The organism is Psychrobacter vallis, assembly GCF_904846715.1.
In the GTDB taxonomy this organism is placed as follows: Bacteria; Pseudomonadota; Gammaproteobacteria; order Pseudomonadales; family Moraxellaceae; genus Psychrobacter; species Psychrobacter vallis.
Map to the genome: position 1 here is coordinate 77,463 of NZ_CAJHBU010000008.1, position 23,053 is coordinate 100,515.

Genomic DNA, 23,053 nt, shown 5'->3' on the forward strand with positions numbered 1-23,053 from the left:
TATTGCCAAGATTACCATCAAACAAACCCAGTTTTGGTTTGAATCCTTATACCTCAAGCGCAGCCAGCGTCTCTCCAATGGTATGAAAAGAGCCGCACACCACGATTAAATCTTGTGGCTGACTGGCATTTATTACCGCACAAGTTGCTTCTGATAAACGATTGAATTCATGTATTTGAGCACCATCGACATAGTTCGTTAAAATGCCTTGTAACTGCTCGGTACTGGCCGCGCGTGGATAATCAATTTCAGCAATAAACCACTCACTAATGGGCAATCCTGCATCAGTCAAACGCTGCACGACTTTATCGATGTCTTTATCACCCAGCATCGAGAATAGCATTTTAATGGTCGTAGGTGCACGGCTGGCTTGACCCTCTATAGGTTGCTCGGCCAAATGCTGCTGCCAAAATGGCAACAATTGCGCCAGTAAAAACGTAACGCCTTGCTCATTGTGCGCCACGTCAAACAGCCAATGACGGTTTTTTGTCTCACGATAATCAAAGCGACCTGCCAGCTTAACAGATTGTAATGCTTGCTCGATAGCACTCATGTTAATGTTTAACGGACTTGCCAATACAGCTGACAAGGCATTGGCGGTGTTCGTCAATGATAGTGCTGGGCGAGGAAGTTGCATCGTGACAGCAGCATTACTATACTGCCACGTGGTTGCGTTCATTGTACGGTAACTAAAATCTTGCCCAAACTGATAGCAAGTCGCCTGATGCTGAGAGATCGCTTGCTGCACGCTATTTGGCATCTCAGTAGCGCCATAAATTAACGTCATATCGTCACGTAAAATACCTGCTTTCTCGCGACCGATATCCTCAACATTATCACCTAGCCAATCGACATGATCGATACCGATATTGGTAATGACCGCCATGTCAGGATCGATGATATTCACCACATCCAATCGCCCACCTAGCCCCACTTCTAACACCCACACATCACAATCCGCTTCTGCAAATATCAGCAATGCCGCTAAAGTCGTCATCTCAAAAAATGATAACGTCAAATCACACTGCAACCGTGCGGCTTCTACCTTGCTAAAGGCCTGAATCAATGTCTGATCACTGGCCATCTCACCATTGATGCGGACGCGCTCATTAAAAACACTCAGGTGCGGTGATTGATATAGTGCTGTTTTATAGCCAGCGGCTTGACACATTTGGGCAATGACAGCAGTGGTTGAGCCTTTGCCATTGGTACCTGCCACGGTAAACACATAGGCATCATCTTTCGCAGATTGCACCACACCGAGCGCCTCAGCGACGGGCAATACTCGTGACAACCCCATATCTATCGCAGAGACGTGTATCTGCTGCATATAATCCAGCCATTCGGTTAGGCTGGCTTTATCATTAAGGCTATGCGTATGAGAAATTAAAGAATCAGACATGGAAAAAACCTATATAACATTTTTTGATAAAGAATCAAAACAGTATAACGAGCTTGGTCAAAACAAAAAATAGCATTTACCGTTATTTACGATAAATGCTATTCGTTGGTTTTATTTAGATGGTAAATACTACTTCTTTAGTAGATATTGGCACAACGCTAAATCGTTATATGGTCGATCCATTTTAAAAAGGTTACCATTCTGCTGGTGTGAATTTTATGAAGCCTCTGTCACGCTTACGAACAGCCAGCGAAGAAAATTTATACCAGTAGAACACAATTAACGTATATACCATTTTTATTCTGGATTAAATATACACCCAATAAACTCATTGACCTATTGAGCGTCAACATTGGGTACACTGCATAACTTCGCCAGTAGACGATAAATAGTGTCAATTAATTGATGACGATGCACCACTTCATCAACCACACCATGCTCTAATAAGAACTCTGCACGCTGGAACGGCTCTTCTAACGTCTCACGCACTGTCTGCTCAATCACTCGCTTACCCGCAAAACCAATCATCGCTTTTGGTTCTGCCAAGTGAATGTCACCAAGCATCGCAAGTGATGCCGTCACGCCACCATACACAGGATTGGTTAGTACCACAATATACGGCACGCCAGCAATTCTCAAACGTTCAATGGCAGCTGCGGTTCGTGCCATTTGCATCAATGACAACAGCCCTTCTTGCATACGTGCCCCGCCCGAAGCAGCAAAACAAACCAAAGGCACGTTATCTTTAAGTGCTTTTTCGGCCGCTTGTACAAAACGATCCCCGACCACCGACCCCATAGAGCCGCCCATAAAACGAAAATCAAAGGCACACGTTACCACAGCAAGATTGCGCAGTTTGCCGTACATGACAATCAACGCTTCAGACTCGCCCGTCTTTTCTTGCGCTTCACTCATACGCGCAGGGTACGGCTTGCTGTCTACAAAGCGTAATGGGTCTTTGGCGGTAAATTCTTGCCCCAGCTCCCCATCTACTGTATCAAGTAGCCAGTTCAAGCGTTCACGAGCACTCATCGGTAAATGATGGTCACAATGTGGGCACACATAACTATTAAAAATCAGCGCCGTGTTGGTAATCATCGAGTGACAGCTGCTACATTTCGTTGATGGCTCTGTCTCTACCGCCGTCAATGGTGCAGTCAGTTGTTGCTTAATACCTGGTATCGAGCGATTAAACCATGATTGCCCAGCGGTATTGCGATTTTGCTCAAGGCTAGGCGCGCTATCGTTACTAGAATTGGAGTTTGTTATCGTATCAGTCATATTATTCGCCATTATCGAAGGCTTATCGGCAAGTTGGCTCATTCACTTGTCCTTAAGAGTAAATTTAAGAGTCACATACAGTCATAACATGAGCAGTTATAAAGCACGCTTACGCGCAACTGTAACAATTTATATTGTGATGTTAGTTTACACACGTAAACTAACTTTAGCAAAGTCATTTGACCTCATCTTTATAACTGGTCTTTATAAACATTGTGACGATAACTTCACTCAGCCATTTTACCCTGATAAACTTTAGCACTCACATTCATATGATTTGAGCGCCAAATGTGTCATTTATAATTGCCCCAGCTGTGAATTTGCTTTAACAGCTGCACTCTTTATACATAGTTCATTCACTATAAATGATGATTTTTTAGGATCAACTTTATCAGATTATGCACTTAAACTATCGAGAGCTGTCCGCAACTCATCCATCTTAGCCATGATTTTTTGCTGGGCATTTATAACTGCATCAGCATCGTTGGCATCGATATCAGCGAAGTTCTGTACCAATGCACTGCCCACAATAATACCGTCTGCATGAGTACCTATTGCCTTAGCTGAAGCGGCATCACGAATACCGAAACCCACGCACACTGGCAACTCTGTCTCTGCCTTAATGGCTTGAACCTGAGTCGCAACATCATCAGTATCGAGTGTTGCCGAGCCTGTCACCCCTTTTAAAGACACGTAATAAATATAACCACCGCAGTGGGTCAATACTTGCTCGCGGCGCTCAGGCAAAGTGGTTGGCGACAATAAGAAAATCTCATTCATCGAATGTTCAGTCAAATGCTGAGTGAAGCTGCCCGCCTCTGCTGGCGGCAAGTCCACCATCAAGATACCATCAACGCCTGACTGCTCGCATAAGGCGACGAAGTTATCATAACCAATAATCTCAACAGGATTGAGATAACCCATCAGGATGATTGGAGTCTGAGTGTCTTGCTGACGGAACTCTGCGACCATTTTTAACGCATCACGCGTACTCGTACCTGCGGCTAATGCACGCTCGCCTGCCAAAGCGACGACTGGACCATCTGCCATGGGATCAGAGAATGGCAAGCCAACTTCGATCATATCTGCGCCGTGTTTGACCAAGTCGTGAAGCAAATCTACGGTAGTCGTGGGATTCGGATCGCCTGCCATCACATAAGGAATGAGGGCTTTTTTATTTTGTGATTTTAGATTTGCAAAAGTGCTTTCAATTCGGGTCATAGGGTTCTCTTTATTGTTATAAGCTGGCTTTGTTGACCCTTCATCAAATAATGAATGAAGGGTGCTAAGCAATTTTTCTTATCAGGGAGAAGATAGTTATTTACAAAAATAACCGTTACTACATCTCAATCCCTTCTGCCTTCATCACTGAATGCAGATCCTTATCACCGCGACCCGACATATTGACGACAATGGTTTGATCTGGCGTCATGGTCTTGGCAAGCTTCAATGCATAAGCGACCGCATGAGCCGTTTCCAGCGCTGGGATGATGCCCTCTTTACGAGTAGCCTCGTGGAAGCCTTCTAGCGCTTCCTTATCAGTACAGCCGACATATTCAACGCGCTTCATGTCTTTTAAGAAGCTGTGCTCAGGGCCAACACCCGGATAATCAAGGCCCGCTGAGATAGAATGGGTTTCTTGAATTTGACCGTCATCATCTGCCATCAGATACGTACGGTTACCATGCAGCACGCCGATACGACCGGCAGCTAACGGTGCTGAATGGCGACCCGTTTCGATACCATCGCCAGTCGCTTCAACGCCGTACATTTTTACGTCAGTATCATTTAAAAAGTCAAAGAATAAGCCAATGGCGTTTGAGCCACCACCAACACAGGCGACTAGGGCGTCTGGTAATTTACCCGTTCTTTCTAAATGCTGGATACGCGTTTCTTTACCGATAATTGCTTGAAAATCACGTACCAATAGTGGATAAGGATGTGGCCCTGCAACCGTACCGATGATGTAATAAGTGCTGTCTACATTGGTGACCCAATCGCGCATCGCTTCGTTCATCGCGTCTTTCAGGGTGCGCGAGCCAGAAGTCACTGGCACTACAGTCGCACCAAGTAAGCGCATACGATAGACGTTCATCTTTTGACGCTCGACATCGTCGGCACCCATGTAGACGATACACTCTAGCCCTAGGCGTGCCGCAATCGTCGCTGTTGCCACGCCATGCTGTCCTGCACCCGTCTCAGCGATGATACGTTTTTTGCCACACATTTTGGCCAGCAATGCTTGTCCAATGGTGTTATTTACCTTGTGAGCACCAGTATGGTTGAGGTCTTCACGTTTAAAATAGATTTGCGCCCCGCCAATCTCATCACTCAAACGCTTGGCATGATAAAGCGGTGTTGGACGACCGACATAGTTGACCAAATCATTGTGATACTCTTCCCAAAACGCAGGATCGGCTTTTACTTTGGTATATAGCGCCTCTAACTCCTCAAGCGCTGCCATCAAAGTCTCAGAAACAAAACGACCCCCATGTACCCCAAAATGTCCGCGGGCATCGGGATACTGGTTAAAGTCGGAAACGTTTTCGGGATTGTTAAACGTATTGATGGATTGTGCGGTAGCAGATAAATCTTTGTTAGCGACATGACTCATGATAATTCCTACTGTAATAAGTGGTATTTTTTGGAATAAATAGGGGAAAAATAGTTTGAGTAGTTAACGGTTTGACTGGTAGAGCTAGCTACTCAAGTTCGAAGGTTCGCTAAGCGTCTCGTTTTGCCATCGGTCACGCTTTACTGCTTTCATAAAGGCGCGCATCTTGGCGGCGTCTTTTTTGCCTTTATCCTGCTCAATACCACCACTGACATCGACCGCATAAATAGGCAGCTCTACAGTCGCAGCGACATTTTCGGCATTCAATCCACCCGCTAAGACAATGGGCAGCGCGCTGTCTTGTGGTATTAAATTCCAATCAAAGCGTGCGCCCGTACCACCATATTTATGCTGATGATACGCGTCAAGTAAAATGCTACTCGCCCCTGCTGCGGCAAACTGGTCAATCTGGGCATTCACGCCAGCAATAGTGTCTTGCTCAGCATTAATACGCAGCGCTTTAATCCAGCGCTTATTGACGCTACTTGCCAGCTGTTGACACTGCTCTGGTGTTTCATCGCCATGAAACTGAATGATATCAAAAGGTACATTATTTGCTAGCTCAATCATTTCATCCTGAGACATATTCACCACCAATGCCACCACGCTGACAAAAGCCGGTACAGCGGCCGTCAATACTTGTGCCTGAGCTATCGTCACAGCGCGCGGACTTGGTGGATAAAACACCAAACCGACGGCATCTGCACCCAATTGCACAGCAGTCTGGACATCACTAAGCTGGGTAAAACCGCAAAACTTAACGTGCATGATATGACCTTAGATATGACACTCAGTATAACAATGATGAACCAGCTAGCGATAAAGGCCAGTCGTCACTGCCAACGATTAACTATGATGATAATTTGTTAAAAAAACAGCAAATCAATTGCATCCAAAAACTTATCCTAGCATACTTTTATTCTTAATTTTGTTTATGATTGAGATAAGGATATTTGAATGTCTAACACTGCGTCGGCAACCGCTAAAAACACCGACCATAACGATACAAGTACTAACGGCAGTCCGTTGCATTATTTAATGTGGTTTCGTCGTGATCTACGCGTTCATGATAATACTGCCTTAGCGGCGCTTTGTGAACGAGCAAACGCAGACAACGCTCAAGTCAGCGCGGTGTTTTTTCTGACGCCTGAGCAATGGCAAGCGCACGATATGTCGCTTGCACAGGTAAATCATATCACTCGCACCTTACCTCTACTCGCACAAAATTTGCAAACACAACTCAATATCAAGCTCATCGTACAGGGATCAAAACACTTTTCTGACTGCATTGAGACGCTAAGTGATTTTTGCACGACCAATGATATCACCTGTATCATGGCAAATCATGAATACGAAGGCAATGAAATTGCGCGTGATGAACAATTAATGGAACGATTTGCAGAAAATGACATCGAATTTATCCGTTTCCATGATCAATGTATCTTGCCACCGCAAAGCATTACCACCAATGACGACAGCATGTACCAAGTGTTTACGCCGTTTTATAAAAAATGGCGACATACCCTAGATGTCAGCACCTTGCAGATTCATGAAGCACCAAGCGTAAACCAACACGAAAGCATTCAGGTAACATTGCCAAAAGACAGTGCAAGCACCATTGACGAGATAAAGACGCTCGGCACAAAGACCACCAACGACTACCAAAAAATACGGCAAGACACTGAATCGCTACAGCATATCGATATAGAGGCTCAGATGACGCAAGCACGTGAAGCCTATCCTGCTGGGGAAACGGATGCTTGTCAGCGGTTAGAGGACTTTATTGCAGAAGATATCGATAACTATGATGTGAGTCGCGATGTACCGAGCCTACAGGCGACCAGTCAGTTATCTGCTTACCTCACGATTGGGTCAATCAGCCCCAGACTTTGCTACCTACAAGCCAATAAAGCACAAGAAAAATTGCATGGTAATGATAGTGATAATGAAGATATCAATCGCTGGATAAGTGAGCTGGCGTGGCGAGATTTTTATCGTCATGTATTGGTAGAAAAGCCAGAGCTGATCCGTCATCAAGCCTATAAAAATGAGACAGATAAAAATATCAGCTGGTCATACAACACTGATGATTTTGCAGCGTGGTGCAGGGGCAAAACAGGTGTGCCATTAGTCGATGCCGCCATGCGAAACCTCAATGCAACTGGCTTTATGCACAATCGCCTGCGGATGGTTACTGCCATGTTTTTGACCAAAGACTTACTGATTGATTGGCGCTTGGGCGAACGCTATTTTATGCAGCAGCTCATCGATGGTGACTTTGCCTCTAATAATGGCGGCTGGCAATGGAGCGCCTCAACAGGTACAGATTCTGCACCCTACTTTCGTATTATGAATCCTTTTAGCCAAGCCAGTACTCATGATGCTAAGGGTGAGTTTATTAAGACTTGGCTTCCTGAATTAAAAGACATTCCTACCAGTATTTTGCATTCAGAAGAAAAGCTCCGTAAAGCGCTCAGTAAAGGGGGTAAATTTGCCAACCTCGACTACCCTGTACCAATGGTCGAGCATAAAACAGCACGCCAGCTCGCCATTGCAGAATTTAAAAAATAACGGCTGGACTCAAAAATAACAGGTCAGCTCAAAAATAATACAGTCGATACTAGGGCGTGTTTGAATCATCAAACACGCCCTAAATAACATGGATATACGAAACTATAATTTGTACCAGTCTTGCTGACTCTCTTTTATATTGACCTAACTTCAACATTCGCTATGAGGTTAGCTAGCATTTGATGTGGCTATTGGCAACTGACACGCGCCTGTACCCTGAGTCGTAACCGTCACAACTGCACCTGTCAAGGCAAATAATTGCTGCAATTGCGTTTGAGCATTTTTTAGTGCCATGTTCATGACATCACCACGGCATGCGCGTTCAAGGACCTCTTTTTTGGCCATAGTCTGTGCCTGCGCCAATATCTTGGGATCGACTTGCATCATACCAAAAGCACCAGTCTGCCAGTCATAAATCTCGATATCATCTAGATATACGGAGAATATCTCTGATGGTGGCAAGGTAATGTTGATTTGTGGCATGAGAGCAGCTGAAGCCTCTTCTTGGTCAGCATTGAGCGGTGCTGTAGGCGGTATTACTTGTACCATTTCAGGCGTCAAGGCACTCAAATCAATGCCTGCTTCTACACGACCACGCGCAATAAACAATGCCTTCTGCTCATCCTGCCATAGCTTCATCCAACTGCCAGGGCGCTCGCTAGTGATGACTGTATCTACGCTGAATGCGACCGTTTGCAGACGATTGAGCTGTTGGATCTGAGTGATGACACCCTCGCGAGTAATGGTCTCTATGGGTTTTTCTTCTGTTATATTTTGCAGACTATAAATAGCAAATACGAGCGCGGCTAGACCAATCAGTAATACAATCCATGACATCATGGCAATCGGTTTTTTCACTTGTGGATTCGTCACCTTGTGCTCAACAGAAGAGCGATCATCAGGATTGTTCATATGAGCCACCTCAAAATTTTAACGTTTATTTTTATAAAGTATATGCCAAACAACTGTTTCATATATAAATGCCGCTTTTAGGCAGCGACTTCAAGTAATGACTACCAATATGCTACACAATTTCTGATAGCCGCATTTCTAAACCATACTCTATTTATTCACTATAAATATACTCAAAACGATTAAATAATCCAGTCATAGAGTTTTAATCTGACACTTTCAGTAACGTTCGGGCTGAAACAACAAAAAGTCATTGCGTCTTAGCCAAACTTTACCTAACATAGTCAGATTGCATTGATAAAACGTCGATATAGATTTGGTTTTCAGGCATTTGACTTGAAAATAATCCATTTAAGCGCTCGATATATCATTAGATCAATCATAGTTTATCCCTCTATGGTTAAAAGAGTTTTACTTATGTGCTCATTTACAAGTATATGAGTCACTAGGACGTATCCTAGATTATTGCTAAGTGATAAAGGTAAGCTTGCGGCGGCAATGAAACGATTAGCCATACGCTCAACATCCTACTACTTCTTCTTATTTTTTATCGTTGATAAGGTTACGCTTTATTTATGAAAGCCAGTCAATTTTTATTTGCTACCCTAAAAGAAACCCCAAATGATGCCGATATCGCTTCAAGCCAATTGATGGTGCGTGCCGGTCTTATTCGTAAGATTGCTTCTGGATTATATATCTGGTTGCCTATGGGGCTGCGCGTTTTACAAAAGGTCGAACGCATTGTTCGTGAAGAGATGCAAAATGTGGGTGCACAAGAAGTACTTATGCCGATGACACAACCTGCAGAGCTTTGGCAGACGACGGGACGTTTTGACGATTATGGCCCTGAGCTGTTGCGCTTTAAAGACCGTCATGATCGTGATTTTGTGCTGGGCCCCACTCATGAGGAAGTCATCACTAATCTAGCCCAAGGCGAACTTCGTAGTTATAAACAGCTACCCATCACTTTTTTCCAAATTCAAGGCAAGTTCCGTGATGAGATTCGTCCACGTTTTGGTGTGATGCGCGCTCGTGAATTTACGATGAAAGATGCCTATTCATTTCATGTTGATCAAACGTCATTGGCCAAAACCTATCACGATATGTATGAAGCTTATACTCGCATCTTTACCCGCTTGGGTCTGGATTTCCGTGCAGTACAAGCGGATACAGGTTCTATTGGTGGCTTTGCGTCCCATGAGTTTCATGTGTTGGCAGATAGCGGTGAGGATGACATTGCCTTCTCAGACTCATCTGACTATGCTGCCAACGTTGAGCTGGCCGAATCGGTAAGCACTGCTGAACGTCAAGCGCCTAGCCGAGAACGCGAAGACGTCTTAACAGAGAACATGCCCACCTGTAAGATGGTCGCTGAGCATTTAGACATTCCTTTAGAACAAACGGTCAAAACCTTGATTGTACATGGTCACACAGAAGACAATGAGCCACAACTGATTGCTATCGTCTTACGCGGTGATCACCAGCTTAACACCATCAAAGCTGAGAAAATCGAAGAAGCCAACGTGCCATTGACCTTGGCATCTGATGAAGAATTAAAGGCTGCTGGTTTATATAAAGGCTATATCGGTGTTGACTTAGATATGCCTGTATTCGTTGATCGTTCGGCAGCCGCCTTGTCAGATTTTGTGGCTGGTGCCAATGAAGTGAACAAACACACCATTGGTTTGAACTGGGAGCGCGATGCCCGTATCACTCGCATCGTTGATGTCCGTAATGTGCAAGAAGGTGATCCATCTCCTGATGGAAAAGGCAGCCTAAAAATCAAACGCGGTATCGAAGTCGGCCATATTTTTCAGTTGGGTGACAAGTATTCACAAGCGATGAACTGCACGGTATCTGGTGAAGATGGCAAACCCGTCACTCTCATGATGGGTTGTTATGGTATCGGTGTTAGCCGTATTATCGCAGCGGCCATCGAGCAGAACAACGATGAAAACGGTATCATGTGGCCAAATACGCCTGCAGTCACTGACTCACTAGCGCCTTTTGAAGTGGCCATCATACCGATGAAGTCAAAAGAAGAGACCGTCATGCAAACGGCGACGGCACTGTACGAAGAGCTAAAGTCTCAAGGCATCAATGTGCTACTCGATGATCGTAACGAGCGTCCAGGCGTTAAATTTGCGGATTTAGAATTGATCGGTATTCCACATCGTATCGTTGTCTCTGATCGCAATCTTGCCGAAGACAAATACGAATACGTCAATCGCCGCGAAGCAGAGAAACAAATGCTCAGCCGTGAAGAGATTTTGGCAAAAGTAAGCGGTAAGTAGTTTTATCAGTAAAGACTGTCCAAAAAAAGCGCCTATCTCATCTAATAAGGTAGGCGCTTTTTTATTGTTATAAGGTTGTCTGCTCAATAATATTAATGAACATCTTACTGCCGAATGAGACGGCTAGGCTTAGGCAGTAAATCAATATCACTGACACGGCAAGGATTGATATCGATGCCGCCACGGCGCGTGTACCAAGCACGTACCATTAACTCACTTGGCTGATAGTATTGACTCAAATCCGCAAATATCTGCTCAACACATTGCTCATGAAAACCATTGTGCTGACGGAAACTCAATATATAACGTAGCATGTTTGCTTCATTGACTGGTTTTTCACTCGTTATCGACACCGCCAATGTGCCCCAATCTGGCTGATTGGTCACCGGACAATTACTACGTAGCAGATTAGAGTAAAAAGCATAAGGCTGATTGCCGTCATTTACCACACTCTCACTGCGCGCTTCTGTTTCGTCATCGCTTAGTAGTGAAGCATCAGGATGCTCAGTTAATGCAACTTTTTCCGTGTTATCTGCCAGCGCACTATCAATACAAACGCCCTCAGGTTGAGCAATCAGTAGGTCTGATAAATTATCTTTTAACCCAAATAATTCAACCGTCACATCAGCTTGCACACACGCTGATAAATCTTTGGCAATCAACGTCTCTACGTCTTCCCAACTGGCAAATTCAGTAAAATTAACACTGTTTAGATATAGTTTAAGCGACTTTGATTCGACGATAAATGGTGAGCTGGCCGGAATACTAAAGCGCGCAATGGCGACTTGAGAGAGTCCTTGAGTGTTGAGCCAAGACATCTCAAAAGCTTGCCACCAATCCATGCCAACCGCTAATTTATCTGCGTGCCAACCAATAACATCACGTCCCATGCTGCGCGCGATAGGATATAGCGTTTCTGCATTATACTTGGTGGGATAATCGGTGGTTTGTTCGCCTAAGATACCGTGAATACTCATTTACTTTCCTAATATTAAACCGTTAAAAAATTGTGCTGCTCTGCTCTCAATGAGTTTGTGTTATCAAAAATACATTGAGGCGTTTTTTCTTTATTTATGCTATCTGTTGGACAAAACATATTATAAACGCACGCGTGAGCCATTGCTCAGCAAGCGATAAGAAATGACATAAAATACCACGCAGAATGCAAAAATAGCTACCATTGAATACCAAACATTTACGTCGGAGTAGCCAAGAATACCGTAACGAAAGGCGTTGACCATATAAACAATAGGATTCAAAAGCGATATGTTTTGCCATAATGGCGATAAGTTTTCTAGCGAATAAAACACACCACCAAGATAGGTCAACGGTGTTAGCACAAAGCTTGGAACGATAGAGATATCATCAAATGAGCGGGCAAACACTGCATTAATAAAGCCGCCAAGTGAAAATAAGATAGATGTACCAAGTACCGTAAATATTGTCACAAATAAATGCTCAATACCCAAATCAGTAAAAAATAACGCTACTATCGAGACAATAATACCAATGGCCAAGCCGCGAAAGATACCACCACTGATGTATCCCATCAAAATAGCATGCTTGGAGACAGGTGAGACCAAAAGCTCCTCGATACTGGATGTAAATTTGGCACTAAAAAAGCTTGAGACCACATTGGAGTAACTGTTAGTGATGATCGACATCATAATCAAACCAGGTACGATAAATTGCATGTACGGCACTCCGCCCATCTCACCCACACGCGAGCCAATCATCTTACCGAAAATAACGAAATAGAGGCTCATGGTGATGACTGGTGGAAGCAATGTCTGTGGCCAAATACGCAAAATCCGGCGAATCTCTTTAAACCAAATGGTGCGAAACGCGATCCACTTCTTATTCCATGACATGGTTTTATTATGATCGATCATTTCCTGACTCATAACCCCGCCTCCTTCATGCTGTCTGTACTTTGAATATTTTTATCTACTAAACGCATAAACAACTCTTCTAATCGATTGGCCTTATTACGCATACTAGCCACGGTAATGCCTTGCTCAGACAGCTGATTGAAGACATCATTTAACGATTCACCTTCAGTCAGCGTAACTTCAAGTGTCTGGTTATCTGGCTGAAAAACGTCTGTCACACCTGTCAAAGCTAACTGACGCATGAGCGGTGTATCTAGATCGAAAACAAACGTCTCAACCGATAGCTGTGCCAGCAAGTCTTTCATTTCTGTATTGATACGAATCTCACCATGATCCAAAATCGCAATGCGTTTACACAGCTGCTCGGCTTCCTCAAGATAATGAGTGGTCAAAATAATCGTGGTGTTTTCTTCAATATTAATTTGCTGCATAAACTCCCACATAGAGCGGCGCAGCTCGATATCGACCCCAGCTGTTGGCTCATCCAAAATCAACAACTTTGGTTTATGAATCAACGCACGCGCAATCATCAAACGGCGTTTCATACCACCGGATAACTCACGCGACTTACTATCGCGCTTATCCCACAGACCAAGCGCTGTTAATAATCTCTTTGCTCGTGGTCGTGCTTCTTTGGCAGGAATACCAAAATAGCCCGCTTGAGTAATCAAGATATCTTCGACTTTTTCAAACATATTAAAATTAAACTCTTGTGGTACAACCCCAAGGTATTGTTTGGCAATCGAAGGATTCTCTAGCAAGTCTGTGCCAAAAATATGCACGCTGCCTGTGGTAGGTTTGAATAGTGAACTGATGATGCCAATCATCGTAGATTTACCGGCACCATTGGGACCAAGTAACGCAAAAAACCCGCCTTGCGGGACGGTTAAGCTGACATCTTTTAGTGCCGAAAACCCGTTGTCATAGGTTTTGGATAAATTTTGGATAGTAAGGGCTGGTACTTCAGACATGAATACCTCTTTATTTGTGATGAATTTACATAATACCAATTCCAAAAAACCTGCTTCGCTATGGCAAACTTGCTCAGTCTATAAATATAGTCCTTGCACTCGTTTTCCTTGCTACTCAAATTTTTGAAAAGGTTATAAGAACGTTGTTAGAAAATAAGTATATAGAAGAGACGATATAATCTGATGAAATGAGGCTATGACTGGTGAATTTCAACTGCGATGTTTTAGAAGCACTATATTGATAATACTGATGATTAAAAAAGCGCCTATCTCATTACATGAAATAGGCGCTTTACAGATATATGTATCGTAAAAATCTTAGCAAAACACTTGATAAAAACTAGCTGGCTTCATCAACCATATAATCTACTGCATTTTGGACTTCTTCATCAGGAATATCAGCACCACCCTTTGCAGGCATGGCATTGAAACCATTGATAGCATGTGTATATAAGGTCTCTTTACCTTTTGCTATACGTGGTCCCCATGCACCAGCGTCACCCAATATTGGTGAACCAAGTAACCCTGCGGCATGACAAGTCTGGCACACAGCATTGTACACGGCTTTACCCTCACGAGGACCGTCACCAGCTGCTGGACCAGCTGCGCGTGCCGTTACATCACAAACCTCATCCTCTTCAAAGCACACTTTAGCAACAGGCTGAATGCGAGCAATCAAGTTAGGATATAGAGCGATCAGCTTTTGCACTTGTGGTGTGTCTTGCGGAATTGGCTCTTCTTCAGCAGCAGGCGCTGCAGCGGCAGTTTCTGCAGACGCAGCCCCATCTACTGGTGCGGTGGCATCAGCATCAGCTGGCGCATTGCCTGTGGTATCTGCAGCAGCTTTGGTCTCATCACCCACTTTTTGAGGAACATTTTCTACCACTTCCTGCGCTTCTGCGACATCAGTAACGGTTACAGGAGTCACTGCGACATCTTCAGCTTGGCTCACCGCGATACTAGCGATTCCTAGAATGGCAGCTGCCGATAACATAACTACTTTTCTCATTCGTCACGTTCTCTTATTACGTATACAAAGGCTTGCACGGCTCAGACATTCTGTCTGTCCTCCTTTGATGACCTCTCATCATCAATAGCAAACAGCCATCCCGCGTGCCAGCACACTTGTAATCGGTGATTATAAATATGAATTCTCCCTGACATTATAAGGGAAAAGGCAGGTAAATTGCCATGCCTGATTAATGACTATCCTGTTTTTTCTTAAAAAACATCAATCACAGCCTTCATCCATTGGCTTTATGACTTTTATTTGTTAGACTAAGCGGTCTTTATTTTTCGATACTCATACTGCTTACAACGCTCGTTTAAGCACGGTATTGATTAATAAGGTATGCAATCAATTGTCATAACGCGCTCGTAGCTCAGTTGGATAGAGTATCGGTCTCCGAAGCCGAGGGTCGTGGGTTCGATTCCCGCCGAGCGCACCAATAATCCGCATTTACTCTTTCCTAGTACTACCTAATATCTCTAACGCCTTCTACAGTTCTTATGCCTGTTTCTAACCAATTAACCAAATTGAAAAGCGGATAATTGCGTTTTGAGTACGTGCTGAGAATAAACTCTCTTACCTTGATCATTTCCTGCGGCCCCTACTGCAACCATTACAGGCAGTAAATGCTCTTCTGCGCCTAGTGGGTGCGCATCCAAAGCATGGGGCGCTTGTGACCAATCAGAGAGCGCCGTAAATCGCTCACTTGGATCAGCTTCGACCGCTTCGGTTAACCACTCATCAAACTTCTCTGAGGGGACGGTAAAGTTTGCATCGCCATAGCCGCGCATATTGTGAAAACTCATGCCGCTACCAATGATCAACACGCCTTCTTCACGCAAAGATGCCAGTGTTTTGCCTGCCATTAGATGCGCTTTAGGGTCGAGATCTCGACGTAATGACAACTGTACTACCGGAATATCCGCATTAGGAAACATCATTTTTAGCGGAATGAATACCCCATGATCAAAACCTCTTATCGCATCTTGCTCATTGTCTAAACCTGCATTCGTCAGCAACTCACTGATTTGCTCGGCCAATACTGGTGCGCCTAGTGCTGGATAAGTCAGTTCGTAAGTATGCTTAGGAAATCTAGAATAATCATAAATCAGCTCTGGTTGCTTGGCAGCAGTGATACTAAACACAGGTGTTTGCCAATGCGCGCTGATTATCATAATAGCCTTGGGTTGCTGTGGTAAACGACTAGAAATGCTTTGTAAAAACTCTGCCATTTTTTCCCAAGTGTCAGTAGGCTGCCAATCCATAAAAAAGCAAGGTCCGGCGCCATGAGGTACAAAGAATACGGGCTGCGTGATTGAAATTGATTCAGAATTCATGGGCTTTTACCTCATTATTTATAATAAGAGCAACAGATAGGATGACGATAGACGTCGCTATTTGGTATCAAAAGACAATCTACTGATCGCTTGCCGCCTTTGTTAAATGTGGTTTGATTTTTCTGATAACGCTTTATCTATACTCAAGTAACCGCCACCTTGTATCGTTAAAGAAACCAAAGCCACCATCAAAGTCAATGCATATTCATAGCCACCATTGTCAGCGAATAGTCCGTTACTGATATGAACAGAAAAAATAGCAACCAACATCGTAAAAGCGGCCACCAGTGCGGCAGGACGAGTCAGCACACCCAATACTAAAGCGATGCCACCAAAGAACTCTGCGCTGCCTGCTAATATAGCCATCAAATAACCAGGTTCCATACCAATACTGCTTAACCAACCAGCAGTGCCTGCTAAGCCACCACCGTCAAACCAACCAAACAGCTTCTGAGCACCATGAGCCATTAAAATCAGACCTACTGGCACACGGAGGATTAAGGCTGCATAGCCTGCTTTTGATTCTAGAATTTTATTTAATAATGAGGTGTTCATTTTTGATTACTCCGTAACGTTGGATTCAAGTACAAGGGTTAAGGGTTAGCCATCGGGCATAAACCTACTTTACTATCAACGTTAAGAAAGAGTAAGACAGTTTATATTGAATAATTAACAACATATCATTGATAATAATGATTGAGGATAGTATTGAGTCGCAGGATAGACTGTGGTCGATACTGAATAAAATAGATATATACTATTATAGGGCGAGACTGGGACAAATCGGAATAGGACGTTATGCCTTAACCCTACTCCATATCTTGCAAATTGGCCATTAATTGTGCGCGACTGGGTACACGGTGATAATTAATTACAGGCACATTTCCCAAACGACGCTGGCCTATCGCAAGCTTTTTATCTATGGTAATCATCGCAATTTTTTTGTCTTGCTGACTGAGCAGTAAATGATTGGGTTTACGTGTGACTCTATAATTTGGAAAATACTGTTTTAGCAACGCTGAAGTTTTTTGCAAGCCATCATGAACAGGGGCTTTTGTGTTTTTTGATGACACATTCTGAGATATCTCATCCGTTTTTACGCCGCGCGATTTTGCTAATAGCCATAAGGCTGCAATAACCACGAACAGTATGACAAGCCACCAAATTCCGTCTATCATAAGAAAGATATCCATTATTAACAAGGGTTGGCTCATGTTAGCAGAATTATCACCAGCGTTAATAGCAGAAGTGCAGGGTGCCGCCAAACTATTGGCCTCGAAACAGCGTATTTGTATTTTAACGGGTGCAGGGATTTCAGCAGAAAGTGGCATTCCAACTTTTCGGGATAAACAAACAGGCTTATGGCAAAATTATAGGGCGGAAGATTTGGCCACACCAGATGCTTTTGCTCGTGATCCAAAACTGGTTTGGTCGTGGTATCAGTGGCGCAGAAAGTTGGTCGCGGATAAAACACCGAATCCAGCACACGATGCCTTAGCGCAGTGGCAGCAACATGCAGAATCAACCTACCAGCAGTTAACGCTCATTACTCAAAATGTCGATAACTTACATGAGCAAGCTGGCAGTACGGTGATTCATCTGCATGGCAATCTGTGGCACAACCGTTGTAGTCAATGTGAGGCGCCCTACCAAGACAAACCAGAAGGCGCATCTAGTAGCAAAGATATCACTAATTTTGATGAAGCATTACTCACTTGTAAGCATTGCGCTGGGTACATTCGACCGGATATCGTTTGGTTTGGGGAGACGTTGCCATTACAAGCATGGCAAACGGCAGAAGAGGCAGCTGCTCATTGTGAGGTATTTATCAGTATTGGCACATCGAGCCTCGTTTATCCTGCCGCAGGGCTGGCACAGTTAGCCAAGCAAAATGGTGCCAAAATTATTGAAATAAACCCTGATCCCACACCAAATATCATCGTTGATATAACTTTAGCAGCAAAAGCGGGAGTGATCATGCCAGTGCTTATACAAGCAATCGCTGATCTATAATCATGGCTTTATGAAGAACAATAAATCAAATAAAATTCTGATTTCATTGGAGTTTTTCTATAAGACAGTAAAAAGGCTTAACGGTTGATATTAACCATTAAGCCTTAGCTATTAAACTACGATCTGATCAGGGCTTATTGCAATGCAAGATCAACTTTTGCCAAATAAGCCTCTTTTAACTCATCATCTATAAATGCTGATCTAAACGAGTTTTTTACCAATGTAATGATGTCTTCTTCCGTTATCGGCAGATTTTCATGTAAGTTAATAAAATTTTGATTTATATAGCCTTTGAAATACGCTGGGTCGTCTGAATTAACGCTGATGTTTAAACCATAATCCAAAAGCTCTTTAATATTGTGTTCTTTGTAAGTTTCAAAAACCTTGAGTTCAATATTGGAGTTCGGGCAAACCGTCAGCGGCATTTGCTCTATCTTGAGCCTTTGCATCAGCTCTGGGCTTTTTATAGACTGCACACCATGATCGATTCTATTGATGTTCAATAAGTCTAATGCTTCGTAGATATAAGAAAAATCTGCCTCTTCGCCAGCATGGGCAACCAATTTAAAACCTTCATCTTTGGCTTTTTTGAACACTTCTTTGAACTTCGACGGCGGATTGCCCAATTCTGATGAATCAAGACCGACCCCGATAATATCATTTTTAAACTTTAACGCTTCTTCTAACGTCTCAAACGCTTCTGCTTGTGACAGATGACGCAAAAAACACATAATGATGCAAGAGGTGATGCCATACTTTTCTTTGGCATCTGCGAGCGCTTCTTTGATACCGGTTATCACAGCCTCAAAAGGTACGCCTCTTTCTGTGTGGGTCTGTGGATCAAAAAATATCTCCGTATGAATGACATTGTCTTCGACACATTTAAGAATGTATTCCCATGTCAAATCATAAAAATCCTCTTTGGTAAGAAGGACATTGGCACCCGCGTAGTAAATATCCAAAAAGGTTTGTAGATTGGTAAAATTATAAGCATTGCGTACATCTTCTATGCTTTTATAAGGAATCTCCACCTGATTCTTTTTGGCCAATCTAAACATCAATTCTGGCTCTAATGAGCCTTCGATGTGTAAATGTAGCTCAGCTTTCGGTAGTTTCTTTATCAAATCAATCATAGGGTTCCAACGATGGTTTTTATCAAGAGATGCTGTCATAGACGATATGTATACTTAACTGTTATAAATAAAATAACGCACTATTTCTAGGAGCGCTATTATATTTGAATTTATGCCAAAACCCCATAGCCTAAAAGCAAATCATTTAATACGATTACGCCCTGTCCTCATAGTGCGCCTTACTTATCAGTAGTGCGGTTTGTACAAACGCATGGACAGCACCTCTACTTCAGAAACACCACCGTATCCGACAATTCATTGCCTTCTGGATTGTTTTCAAGATGATAATACTGCCGCAATACTTGCCCCACCTCATCTAACAGCTCAGCCAAACTCTCTTCTGTTTTTTTATGGGCAATGCCCGATACGGCTTTTTCGCACATCGCGCGCCAAACCGTTGGGCTGACGTGAGCGCTGATACCGCGATCAGCCACGATTTCTAACTGATGCTCACAAATATTGACATACACCAAGACACCCGTGTTTTCTTCGGTATCCCAGACTCGATATTCGCTAAATAAGTCAATCGCGCGGTCACGGCAGCCGACGTGATAGGCTTCTTGAATAGGGAGATGGTTTTCTATAATCAAAAACACCTCTCCCCGATGTCCGCGTTCAGCACTCGTTACTTTATCTGTCAGACGTGCCCTTGCTTCTGTTGTCAGCCATTTACTATGTAATAAAGGGACAAATAAAACTTGACGCCACCAGCGGGCAAAACTGGAATGTGAAGCGTTATTTTCTGCCATTGTATATTTCCTCAAATACGTCATTGCTGACGGTCAGTTAGTGAATAAGTCTACCAAGAGCCACCAGCACCGCCGCCACCAAAGCCGCCACCACCACCGCCAAAGCCGCCGCCACCGAAACCCCCACCGCCAAAGCCACCACCACTACCGCCGCCCATACCGGGAAGGAAGATCATGCCGCCGCCTCTGCGGCCACCTCCTTTACCACCGCCGCCTTTACCGCCACCACCGCCGCGTGAAATCAAAAACAACCAGATGAATATGGCCATAATCAATGTCATAAAAAAGCCGCCGCCCAATGCCAATGCACCAGCAAAGAAACCACCAGCAGCAAGGATAGAGCCAAACACGCGGCCAAATATACTAGTAATAAAGCTACCGAATATCATCGCCATGACAAATAAGAAAATAGGCAATGGCAGCTCATCTGATCCTTGCTGAGTGCTGCGTTCGGCAGCTTGAGCATCCGCACGAGCTAAAACCTCAGGATCAGCAGTCAGGCGCGCTTGTAGTGCATTCACCCCTGCCAAAATCCCAGCGCCATAGTTGTCTTGTTTAAATAAAGGCGTGATATCCTCACGAATGATACGATTGACGGCAGCATCTGGTAATACGCCTTCCAATCCATAGCCTGTCAAGATATACATATCACGATCATTGACCGCGACGACTATCAACAGACCGTCATCGATCGCGTCATCACCGAGCTGCCATTTTTCGGCCACTTGCAAGGCGTAATCAAATATCGGCTGACCATTGGTCGTCGGTACGATAACGACAGCAGCTTGGGCTAAGCCTTGCTGATAAATACTCCTAAGCTGCGCTTCCAAACGTTGTTTTTCTTGAGGGTTTAATATATTGGCCTGATCAACGACAGGTTCATTCAATATCAGTTTATCAGCATCGACGCTCTCAGCACTTGACGCTACTGGTGGCTGAGCTGGTGTTTGCGTATTAGCTGTTGCTTCAGTTGTGGTTTTATCATTAGCCGCATTAGGGTTGATGGCATCATTGCCCAATATGGCGCCATTGATGGCCTCGTTACCCAACACCGTATCATTGATGGCTTCGTTGGATTCACCTGCTTTGGCAATCGCCACCAAATCCTCAACGCTACGATTTTGCATGCTCGAGGTGTTATCTGTAGACACCGCCGCATCTTCAGACGCAGCATGCAGCACAGACGTACCACTCATGCTTAGAGTGACCAATAATGCTGATAAGATTGCTTTTGAATTATTCATCTAATCTATACCACCTCAAGTGACATCTATACTAAATTAATAAGCATTTGCATCCATCAATGCCTTTAAAAAAGTTTGGCAAGGTAATCCAAACCAGTAACGCGGCAAATATAGCGCGCTACTTTTATGCTGGTTCAACTATACTGATTCAATATTACTCAGCTGGCGCTGCATTGTCGTCACCGAAGTCAACACTTGGCGCCGTTGAGATAGCCTCTTCATTTGCCACGCTAAAGTTCGGTTTGGCATCCATCCCAAATACTTTTGCGGTGATGTTGGTTGGGAACTGGCGCACCGTTGTATTGTATCCCTGTACTTCTTGGATATAGCGGTTACGAGCCACGGCAATACGGTTTTCAGTGCCTTCAAGCTGTGCTTGCAAGTCTTGGAACAACGCATCTGACTTTAGCTCAGGATAACGCTCAGACACTGCCATTAGACGTGATAATGCACCCGTCATTTGTTCTTGGGCAGCCGCATAACGCTCCATCGCTTCTGGGTCATTGAGCACCTCAGGCGTCACTGTGATGCCGCCAGCTCGTGAACGAGCTTCAGCCACTTGAGTAAACACCTCTTGCTCCTGCTCCGCATATTGCTGTACCACTTTGACTAAGTTTGGTACCAAATCAGAACGGCGCTGATATTGGTTGACCACTTCTGACCACGAAGCAGTCACTTGCTCGTCTTGTGCTTGTAGGTTGTTATAACCACAACCGCTTAGACCAACTGTAGAAGTCGCTAATACTGCTGCCAGCAACATAGGTTTTGCTATTGATTGACGCGTCATCGTTGTCTCTCCTAATAATGATAAATAACAAATAGCCAGTAACACGTTTTTTAATAATTTTTTAAATGTATCAAGTCAGGTCAACATAAAAGAGAGTCAGCAAAACTGGTATAGATTTTTTGTAGCCTCTGTCGGTGTAGGCACAGTAAGCCAGAAAAATTTGTACCAGTCTCGAATCATAATCTCGTGTATCCATTTTATTTAGTATCAACTATATTAAAGATTATCACCCGCGAGGTTTCCTGACAATAATGGCGCTATCACAGTACTTTTACAATTCATCGTTACCAAAACACAACCGCAAAACCTAATCTCTATTCTCTCTCTGACTTTCCCTTTATCCAACAGAGCGTTGTGAAATTTATTGAAGCAACCGCACGCACTTTCAGTTATGCCTCATCTAGCGTGTTTAAATAAACCAGCAGCTGCTATCAGAGCTACTTGTAACTATTCCTACATACCTTTGTGCCTTAGCTTAAGACTCAAGAACTGTCAGTACATGCGATACTTTATCGTGGTTTGTGATGGTATTCATTTCATCAAAAGCAAATATAAATTTTTATATATAAAGAAAATTCTAGTAATTGGTACAGAAATATGGCAAATTGCAGTTACGTAGCCGTACGGTTTGAATACATTTGGTAGTGGACTTATCGTTTGATTAGTATTAGTGAATCCTCGATTCCTATAGAAACATATCAAGCACCACGCCAATAATGTCATCACTCAGTACTGCTCATAGCAAGTTAAACGCTATTGGCATGATCCGTATTTAATTACATAATCGACTATTTTATCCATTGGCCTAGTTATAGTGTATCTCATTTATAACGTGATAATAGGA

At 43.7% G+C, this 23,053-nt stretch carries 20 protein-coding genes and 1 tRNA gene; 4 read left to right on the top strand and 17 right to left on the bottom strand.

Translation table 11 applies throughout. The features are described 5' to 3' along the window. Positions 1-46: 46 nt before the first annotated feature. The 5 genes from JMY02_RS07065 to JMY02_RS07085 all read right to left on the bottom strand — a co-directional run bounded on the left by JMY02_RS07065 (position 47) and on the right by JMY02_RS07085 (position 6,065). Positions 47-1,402, bottom strand: a complete 1,356-nt coding sequence (locus JMY02_RS07065; protein ID WP_201596597.1) for a bifunctional folylpolyglutamate synthase/dihydrofolate synthase — start codon at positions 1,400-1,402, stop codon at positions 47-49. A gap of 336 nt (positions 1,403-1,738) precedes the next feature. Beyond that, positions 1,739-2,695, bottom strand: a complete 957-nt coding sequence (gene accD, locus JMY02_RS07070) for an acetyl-CoA carboxylase, carboxyltransferase subunit beta (protein ID WP_201596717.1) — start codon at positions 2,693-2,695, stop codon at positions 1,739-1,741. A 384-nt stretch (positions 2,696-3,079) separates the two neighbouring features. Then, positions 3,080-3,904: a tryptophan synthase subunit alpha gene (trpA, locus tag JMY02_RS07075; protein WP_201596599.1), complete on the bottom strand. Its 825-nt coding sequence runs from the start codon at positions 3,902-3,904 to the stop codon at positions 3,080-3,082. 118 nt (positions 3,905-4,022) lie between these two features. Beyond that, the gene (gene trpB / locus JMY02_RS07080) at positions 4,023-5,297 is read right to left on the bottom strand and encodes a tryptophan synthase subunit beta (RefSeq protein ID WP_227678437.1); all 1,275 of its coding nucleotides are present in this window, start codon (positions 5,295-5,297) and stop codon (positions 4,023-4,025) included. Between the two features lie 84 nt (positions 5,298-5,381). Next, positions 5,382-6,065, bottom strand: a complete 684-nt coding sequence (locus JMY02_RS07085; protein ID WP_201596601.1) for a phosphoribosylanthranilate isomerase — start codon at positions 6,063-6,065, stop codon at positions 5,382-5,384. A gap of 189 nt (positions 6,066-6,254) precedes the next feature. Between JMY02_RS07085 and JMY02_RS07090 the strand changes: the two genes are divergently transcribed. Further along, a complete protein-coding gene (locus JMY02_RS07090; protein WP_201596603.1) occupies positions 6,255-7,868 on the top strand; it encodes a cryptochrome/photolyase family protein in 1,614 nt (537 codons plus the stop codon). 168 nt (positions 7,869-8,036) lie between these two features. On the opposite strand, the gene JMY02_RS07095 is transcribed toward JMY02_RS07090, so the two are convergent. Continuing rightward, the gene (locus JMY02_RS07095) at positions 8,037-8,780 is read right to left on the bottom strand and encodes a DUF4230 domain-containing protein (RefSeq protein ID WP_201596605.1); all 744 of its coding nucleotides are present in this window, start codon (positions 8,778-8,780) and stop codon (positions 8,037-8,039) included. 575 nt (positions 8,781-9,355) lie between these two features. On the opposite strand from JMY02_RS07095, the gene JMY02_RS07100 reads away from it, so the two are divergent. Next, the gene (locus JMY02_RS07100; RefSeq protein ID WP_201596607.1) at positions 9,356-11,074 is read left to right on the top strand and encodes a proline--tRNA ligase; all 1,719 of its coding nucleotides are present in this window, start codon (positions 9,356-9,358) and stop codon (positions 11,072-11,074) included. 104 nt (positions 11,075-11,178) lie between these two features. On the opposite strand, the gene queF is transcribed toward JMY02_RS07100, so the two are convergent. The 4 genes from queF to JMY02_RS07120 all read right to left on the bottom strand — a co-directional run bounded on the left by queF (position 11,179) and on the right by JMY02_RS07120 (position 14,946). Continuing rightward, positions 11,179-12,051 (bottom strand): NADPH-dependent 7-cyano-7-deazaguanine reductase QueF, encoded by an 873-nt coding sequence (gene queF, locus JMY02_RS07105; RefSeq protein WP_201596609.1) that lies wholly within the window; start codon positions 12,049-12,051, stop codon positions 11,179-11,181. Positions 12,052-12,171: 120 nt separating this feature from the next. Beyond that, positions 12,172-12,945, bottom strand: a complete 774-nt coding sequence (locus JMY02_RS07110; RefSeq protein ID WP_201596721.1) for an ABC transporter permease — start codon at positions 12,943-12,945, stop codon at positions 12,172-12,174. Between the two features lie 29 nt (positions 12,946-12,974). Beyond that, entirely contained in the window at positions 12,975-13,937 is a 963-nt protein-coding gene (locus JMY02_RS07115) for an ABC transporter ATP-binding protein (RefSeq protein ID WP_201596611.1), read from the bottom strand. Positions 13,938-14,277: 340 nt separating this feature from the next. Then, a complete protein-coding gene (locus tag JMY02_RS07120) occupies positions 14,278-14,946 on the bottom strand; it encodes a c-type cytochrome (protein ID WP_201596613.1) in 669 nt (222 codons plus the stop codon). Between the two features lie 362 nt (positions 14,947-15,308). On the opposite strand from JMY02_RS07120, the gene JMY02_RS07125 reads away from it, so the two are divergent. After that, positions 15,309-15,385 (top strand) — tRNA-Arg (locus JMY02_RS07125). A gap of 79 nt (positions 15,386-15,464) precedes the next feature. On the opposite strand, the gene JMY02_RS07130 is transcribed toward JMY02_RS07125, so the two are convergent. The 3 genes from JMY02_RS07130 to JMY02_RS07140 all read right to left on the bottom strand — a co-directional run bounded on the left by JMY02_RS07130 (position 15,465) and on the right by JMY02_RS07140 (position 17,461). Continuing rightward, positions 15,465-16,283 (bottom strand): DODA-type extradiol aromatic ring-opening family dioxygenase, encoded by an 819-nt coding sequence (locus tag JMY02_RS07130; RefSeq protein ID WP_201596615.1) that lies wholly within the window; start codon positions 16,281-16,283, stop codon positions 15,465-15,467. Positions 16,284-16,385: 102 nt separating this feature from the next. Then, complete coding sequence (locus tag JMY02_RS07135) at positions 16,386-16,838, bottom strand: DoxX family protein (RefSeq protein WP_201596617.1); 453 nt, start codon at positions 16,836-16,838, stop codon at positions 16,386-16,388. A gap of 254 nt (positions 16,839-17,092) precedes the next feature. Beyond that, positions 17,093-17,461 carry a hypothetical protein gene (locus JMY02_RS07140; protein WP_021813335.1) on the bottom strand — a complete coding sequence of 123 codons (369 nt, stop codon included), beginning with the start codon at positions 17,459-17,461 and terminating at the stop codon, positions 17,093-17,095. A gap of 34 nt (positions 17,462-17,495) precedes the next feature. On the opposite strand from JMY02_RS07140, the gene JMY02_RS07145 reads away from it, so the two are divergent. Continuing rightward, positions 17,496-18,296, top strand: a complete 801-nt coding sequence (locus JMY02_RS07145; protein ID WP_201596619.1) for an SIR2 family NAD-dependent protein deacylase — start codon at positions 17,496-17,498, stop codon at positions 18,294-18,296. A gap of 134 nt (positions 18,297-18,430) precedes the next feature. Here the strand turns inward: JMY02_RS07145 and JMY02_RS07150 are convergent, their stop codons facing one another. The 4 genes from JMY02_RS07150 to JMY02_RS07165 all read right to left on the bottom strand — a co-directional run bounded on the left by JMY02_RS07150 (position 18,431) and on the right by JMY02_RS07165 (position 22,209). After that, on the bottom strand, positions 18,431-19,429 hold the full coding sequence (locus tag JMY02_RS07150) for an adenosine deaminase (protein WP_201596723.1): 999 nt from the start codon (positions 19,427-19,429) through the stop codon (positions 18,431-18,433). Between the two features lie 224 nt (positions 19,430-19,653). Next, entirely contained in the window at positions 19,654-20,178 is a 525-nt protein-coding gene (locus JMY02_RS07155) for a TPM domain-containing protein (RefSeq protein WP_201596621.1), read from the bottom strand. Between the two features lie 50 nt (positions 20,179-20,228). Beyond that, positions 20,229-21,422, bottom strand: a complete 1,194-nt coding sequence (locus JMY02_RS07160) for a TPM domain-containing protein (protein ID WP_201596623.1) — start codon at positions 21,420-21,422, stop codon at positions 20,229-20,231. 154 nt (positions 21,423-21,576) lie between these two features. Beyond that, a complete protein-coding gene (locus JMY02_RS07165; protein ID WP_201596625.1) occupies positions 21,577-22,209 on the bottom strand; it encodes a LemA family protein in 633 nt (210 codons plus the stop codon). Positions 22,210-23,053: the final 844 nt, after the last annotated feature.

Coding starts and splice junctions, on each gene's coding strand:
- JMY02_RS07065 (WP_201596597.1), bottom strand. CDS start 1,402: ATGTCTGATTCTTTAATTTCTCATACGCATAGCCTTAATGATAAAGCC.
- accD (WP_201596717.1), bottom strand. CDS start 2,695: ATGGCGAATAATATGACTGATACGATAACAAACTCCAATTCTAGTAAC.
- trpA (WP_201596599.1), bottom strand. CDS start 3,904: ATGACCCGAATTGAAAGCACTTTTGCAAATCTAAAATCACAAAATAAA.
- trpB (WP_227678437.1), bottom strand. CDS start 5,297: ATGAGTCATGTCGCTAACAAAGATTTATCTGCTACCGCACAATCCATC.
- JMY02_RS07085 (WP_201596601.1), bottom strand. CDS start 6,065: ATGCACGTTAAGTTTTGCGGTTTTACCCAGCTTAGTGATGTCCAGACT.
- JMY02_RS07090 (WP_201596603.1), top strand. CDS start 6,255: ATGTCTAACACTGCGTCGGCAACCGCTAAAAACACCGACCATAACGAT.
- JMY02_RS07095 (WP_201596605.1), bottom strand. CDS start 8,780: ATGAACAATCCTGATGATCGCTCTTCTGTTGAGCACAAGGTGACGAAT.
- JMY02_RS07100 (WP_201596607.1), top strand. CDS start 9,356: ATGAAAGCCAGTCAATTTTTATTTGCTACCCTAAAAGAAACCCCAAAT.
- queF (WP_201596609.1), bottom strand. CDS start 12,051: ATGAGTATTCACGGTATCTTAGGCGAACAAACCACCGATTATCCCACC.
- JMY02_RS07110 (WP_201596721.1), bottom strand. CDS start 12,945: ATGTCATGGAATAAGAAGTGGATCGCGTTTCGCACCATTTGGTTTAAA.
- JMY02_RS07115 (WP_201596611.1), bottom strand. CDS start 13,937: ATGTCTGAAGTACCAGCCCTTACTATCCAAAATTTATCCAAAACCTAT.
- JMY02_RS07120 (WP_201596613.1), bottom strand. CDS start 14,946: ATGAGAAAAGTAGTTATGTTATCGGCAGCTGCCATTCTAGGAATCGCT.
- JMY02_RS07130 (WP_201596615.1), bottom strand. CDS start 16,283: ATGAATTCTGAATCAATTTCAATCACGCAGCCCGTATTCTTTGTACCT.
- JMY02_RS07135 (WP_201596617.1), bottom strand. CDS start 16,838: ATGAACACCTCATTATTAAATAAAATTCTAGAATCAAAAGCAGGCTAT.
- JMY02_RS07140 (WP_021813335.1), bottom strand. CDS start 17,461: ATGATAGACGGAATTTGGTGGCTTGTCATACTGTTCGTGGTTATTGCA.
- JMY02_RS07145 (WP_201596619.1), top strand. CDS start 17,496: ATGTTAGCAGAATTATCACCAGCGTTAATAGCAGAAGTGCAGGGTGCC.
- JMY02_RS07150 (WP_201596723.1), bottom strand. CDS start 19,429: ATGATTGATTTGATAAAGAAACTACCGAAAGCTGAGCTACATTTACAC.
- JMY02_RS07155 (WP_201596621.1), bottom strand. CDS start 20,178: ATGGCAGAAAATAACGCTTCACATTCCAGTTTTGCCCGCTGGTGGCGT.
- JMY02_RS07160 (WP_201596623.1), bottom strand. CDS start 21,422: ATGAATAATTCAAAAGCAATCTTATCAGCATTATTGGTCACTCTAAGC.
- JMY02_RS07165 (WP_201596625.1), bottom strand. CDS start 22,209: ATGACGCGTCAATCAATAGCAAAACCTATGTTGCTGGCAGCAGTATTA.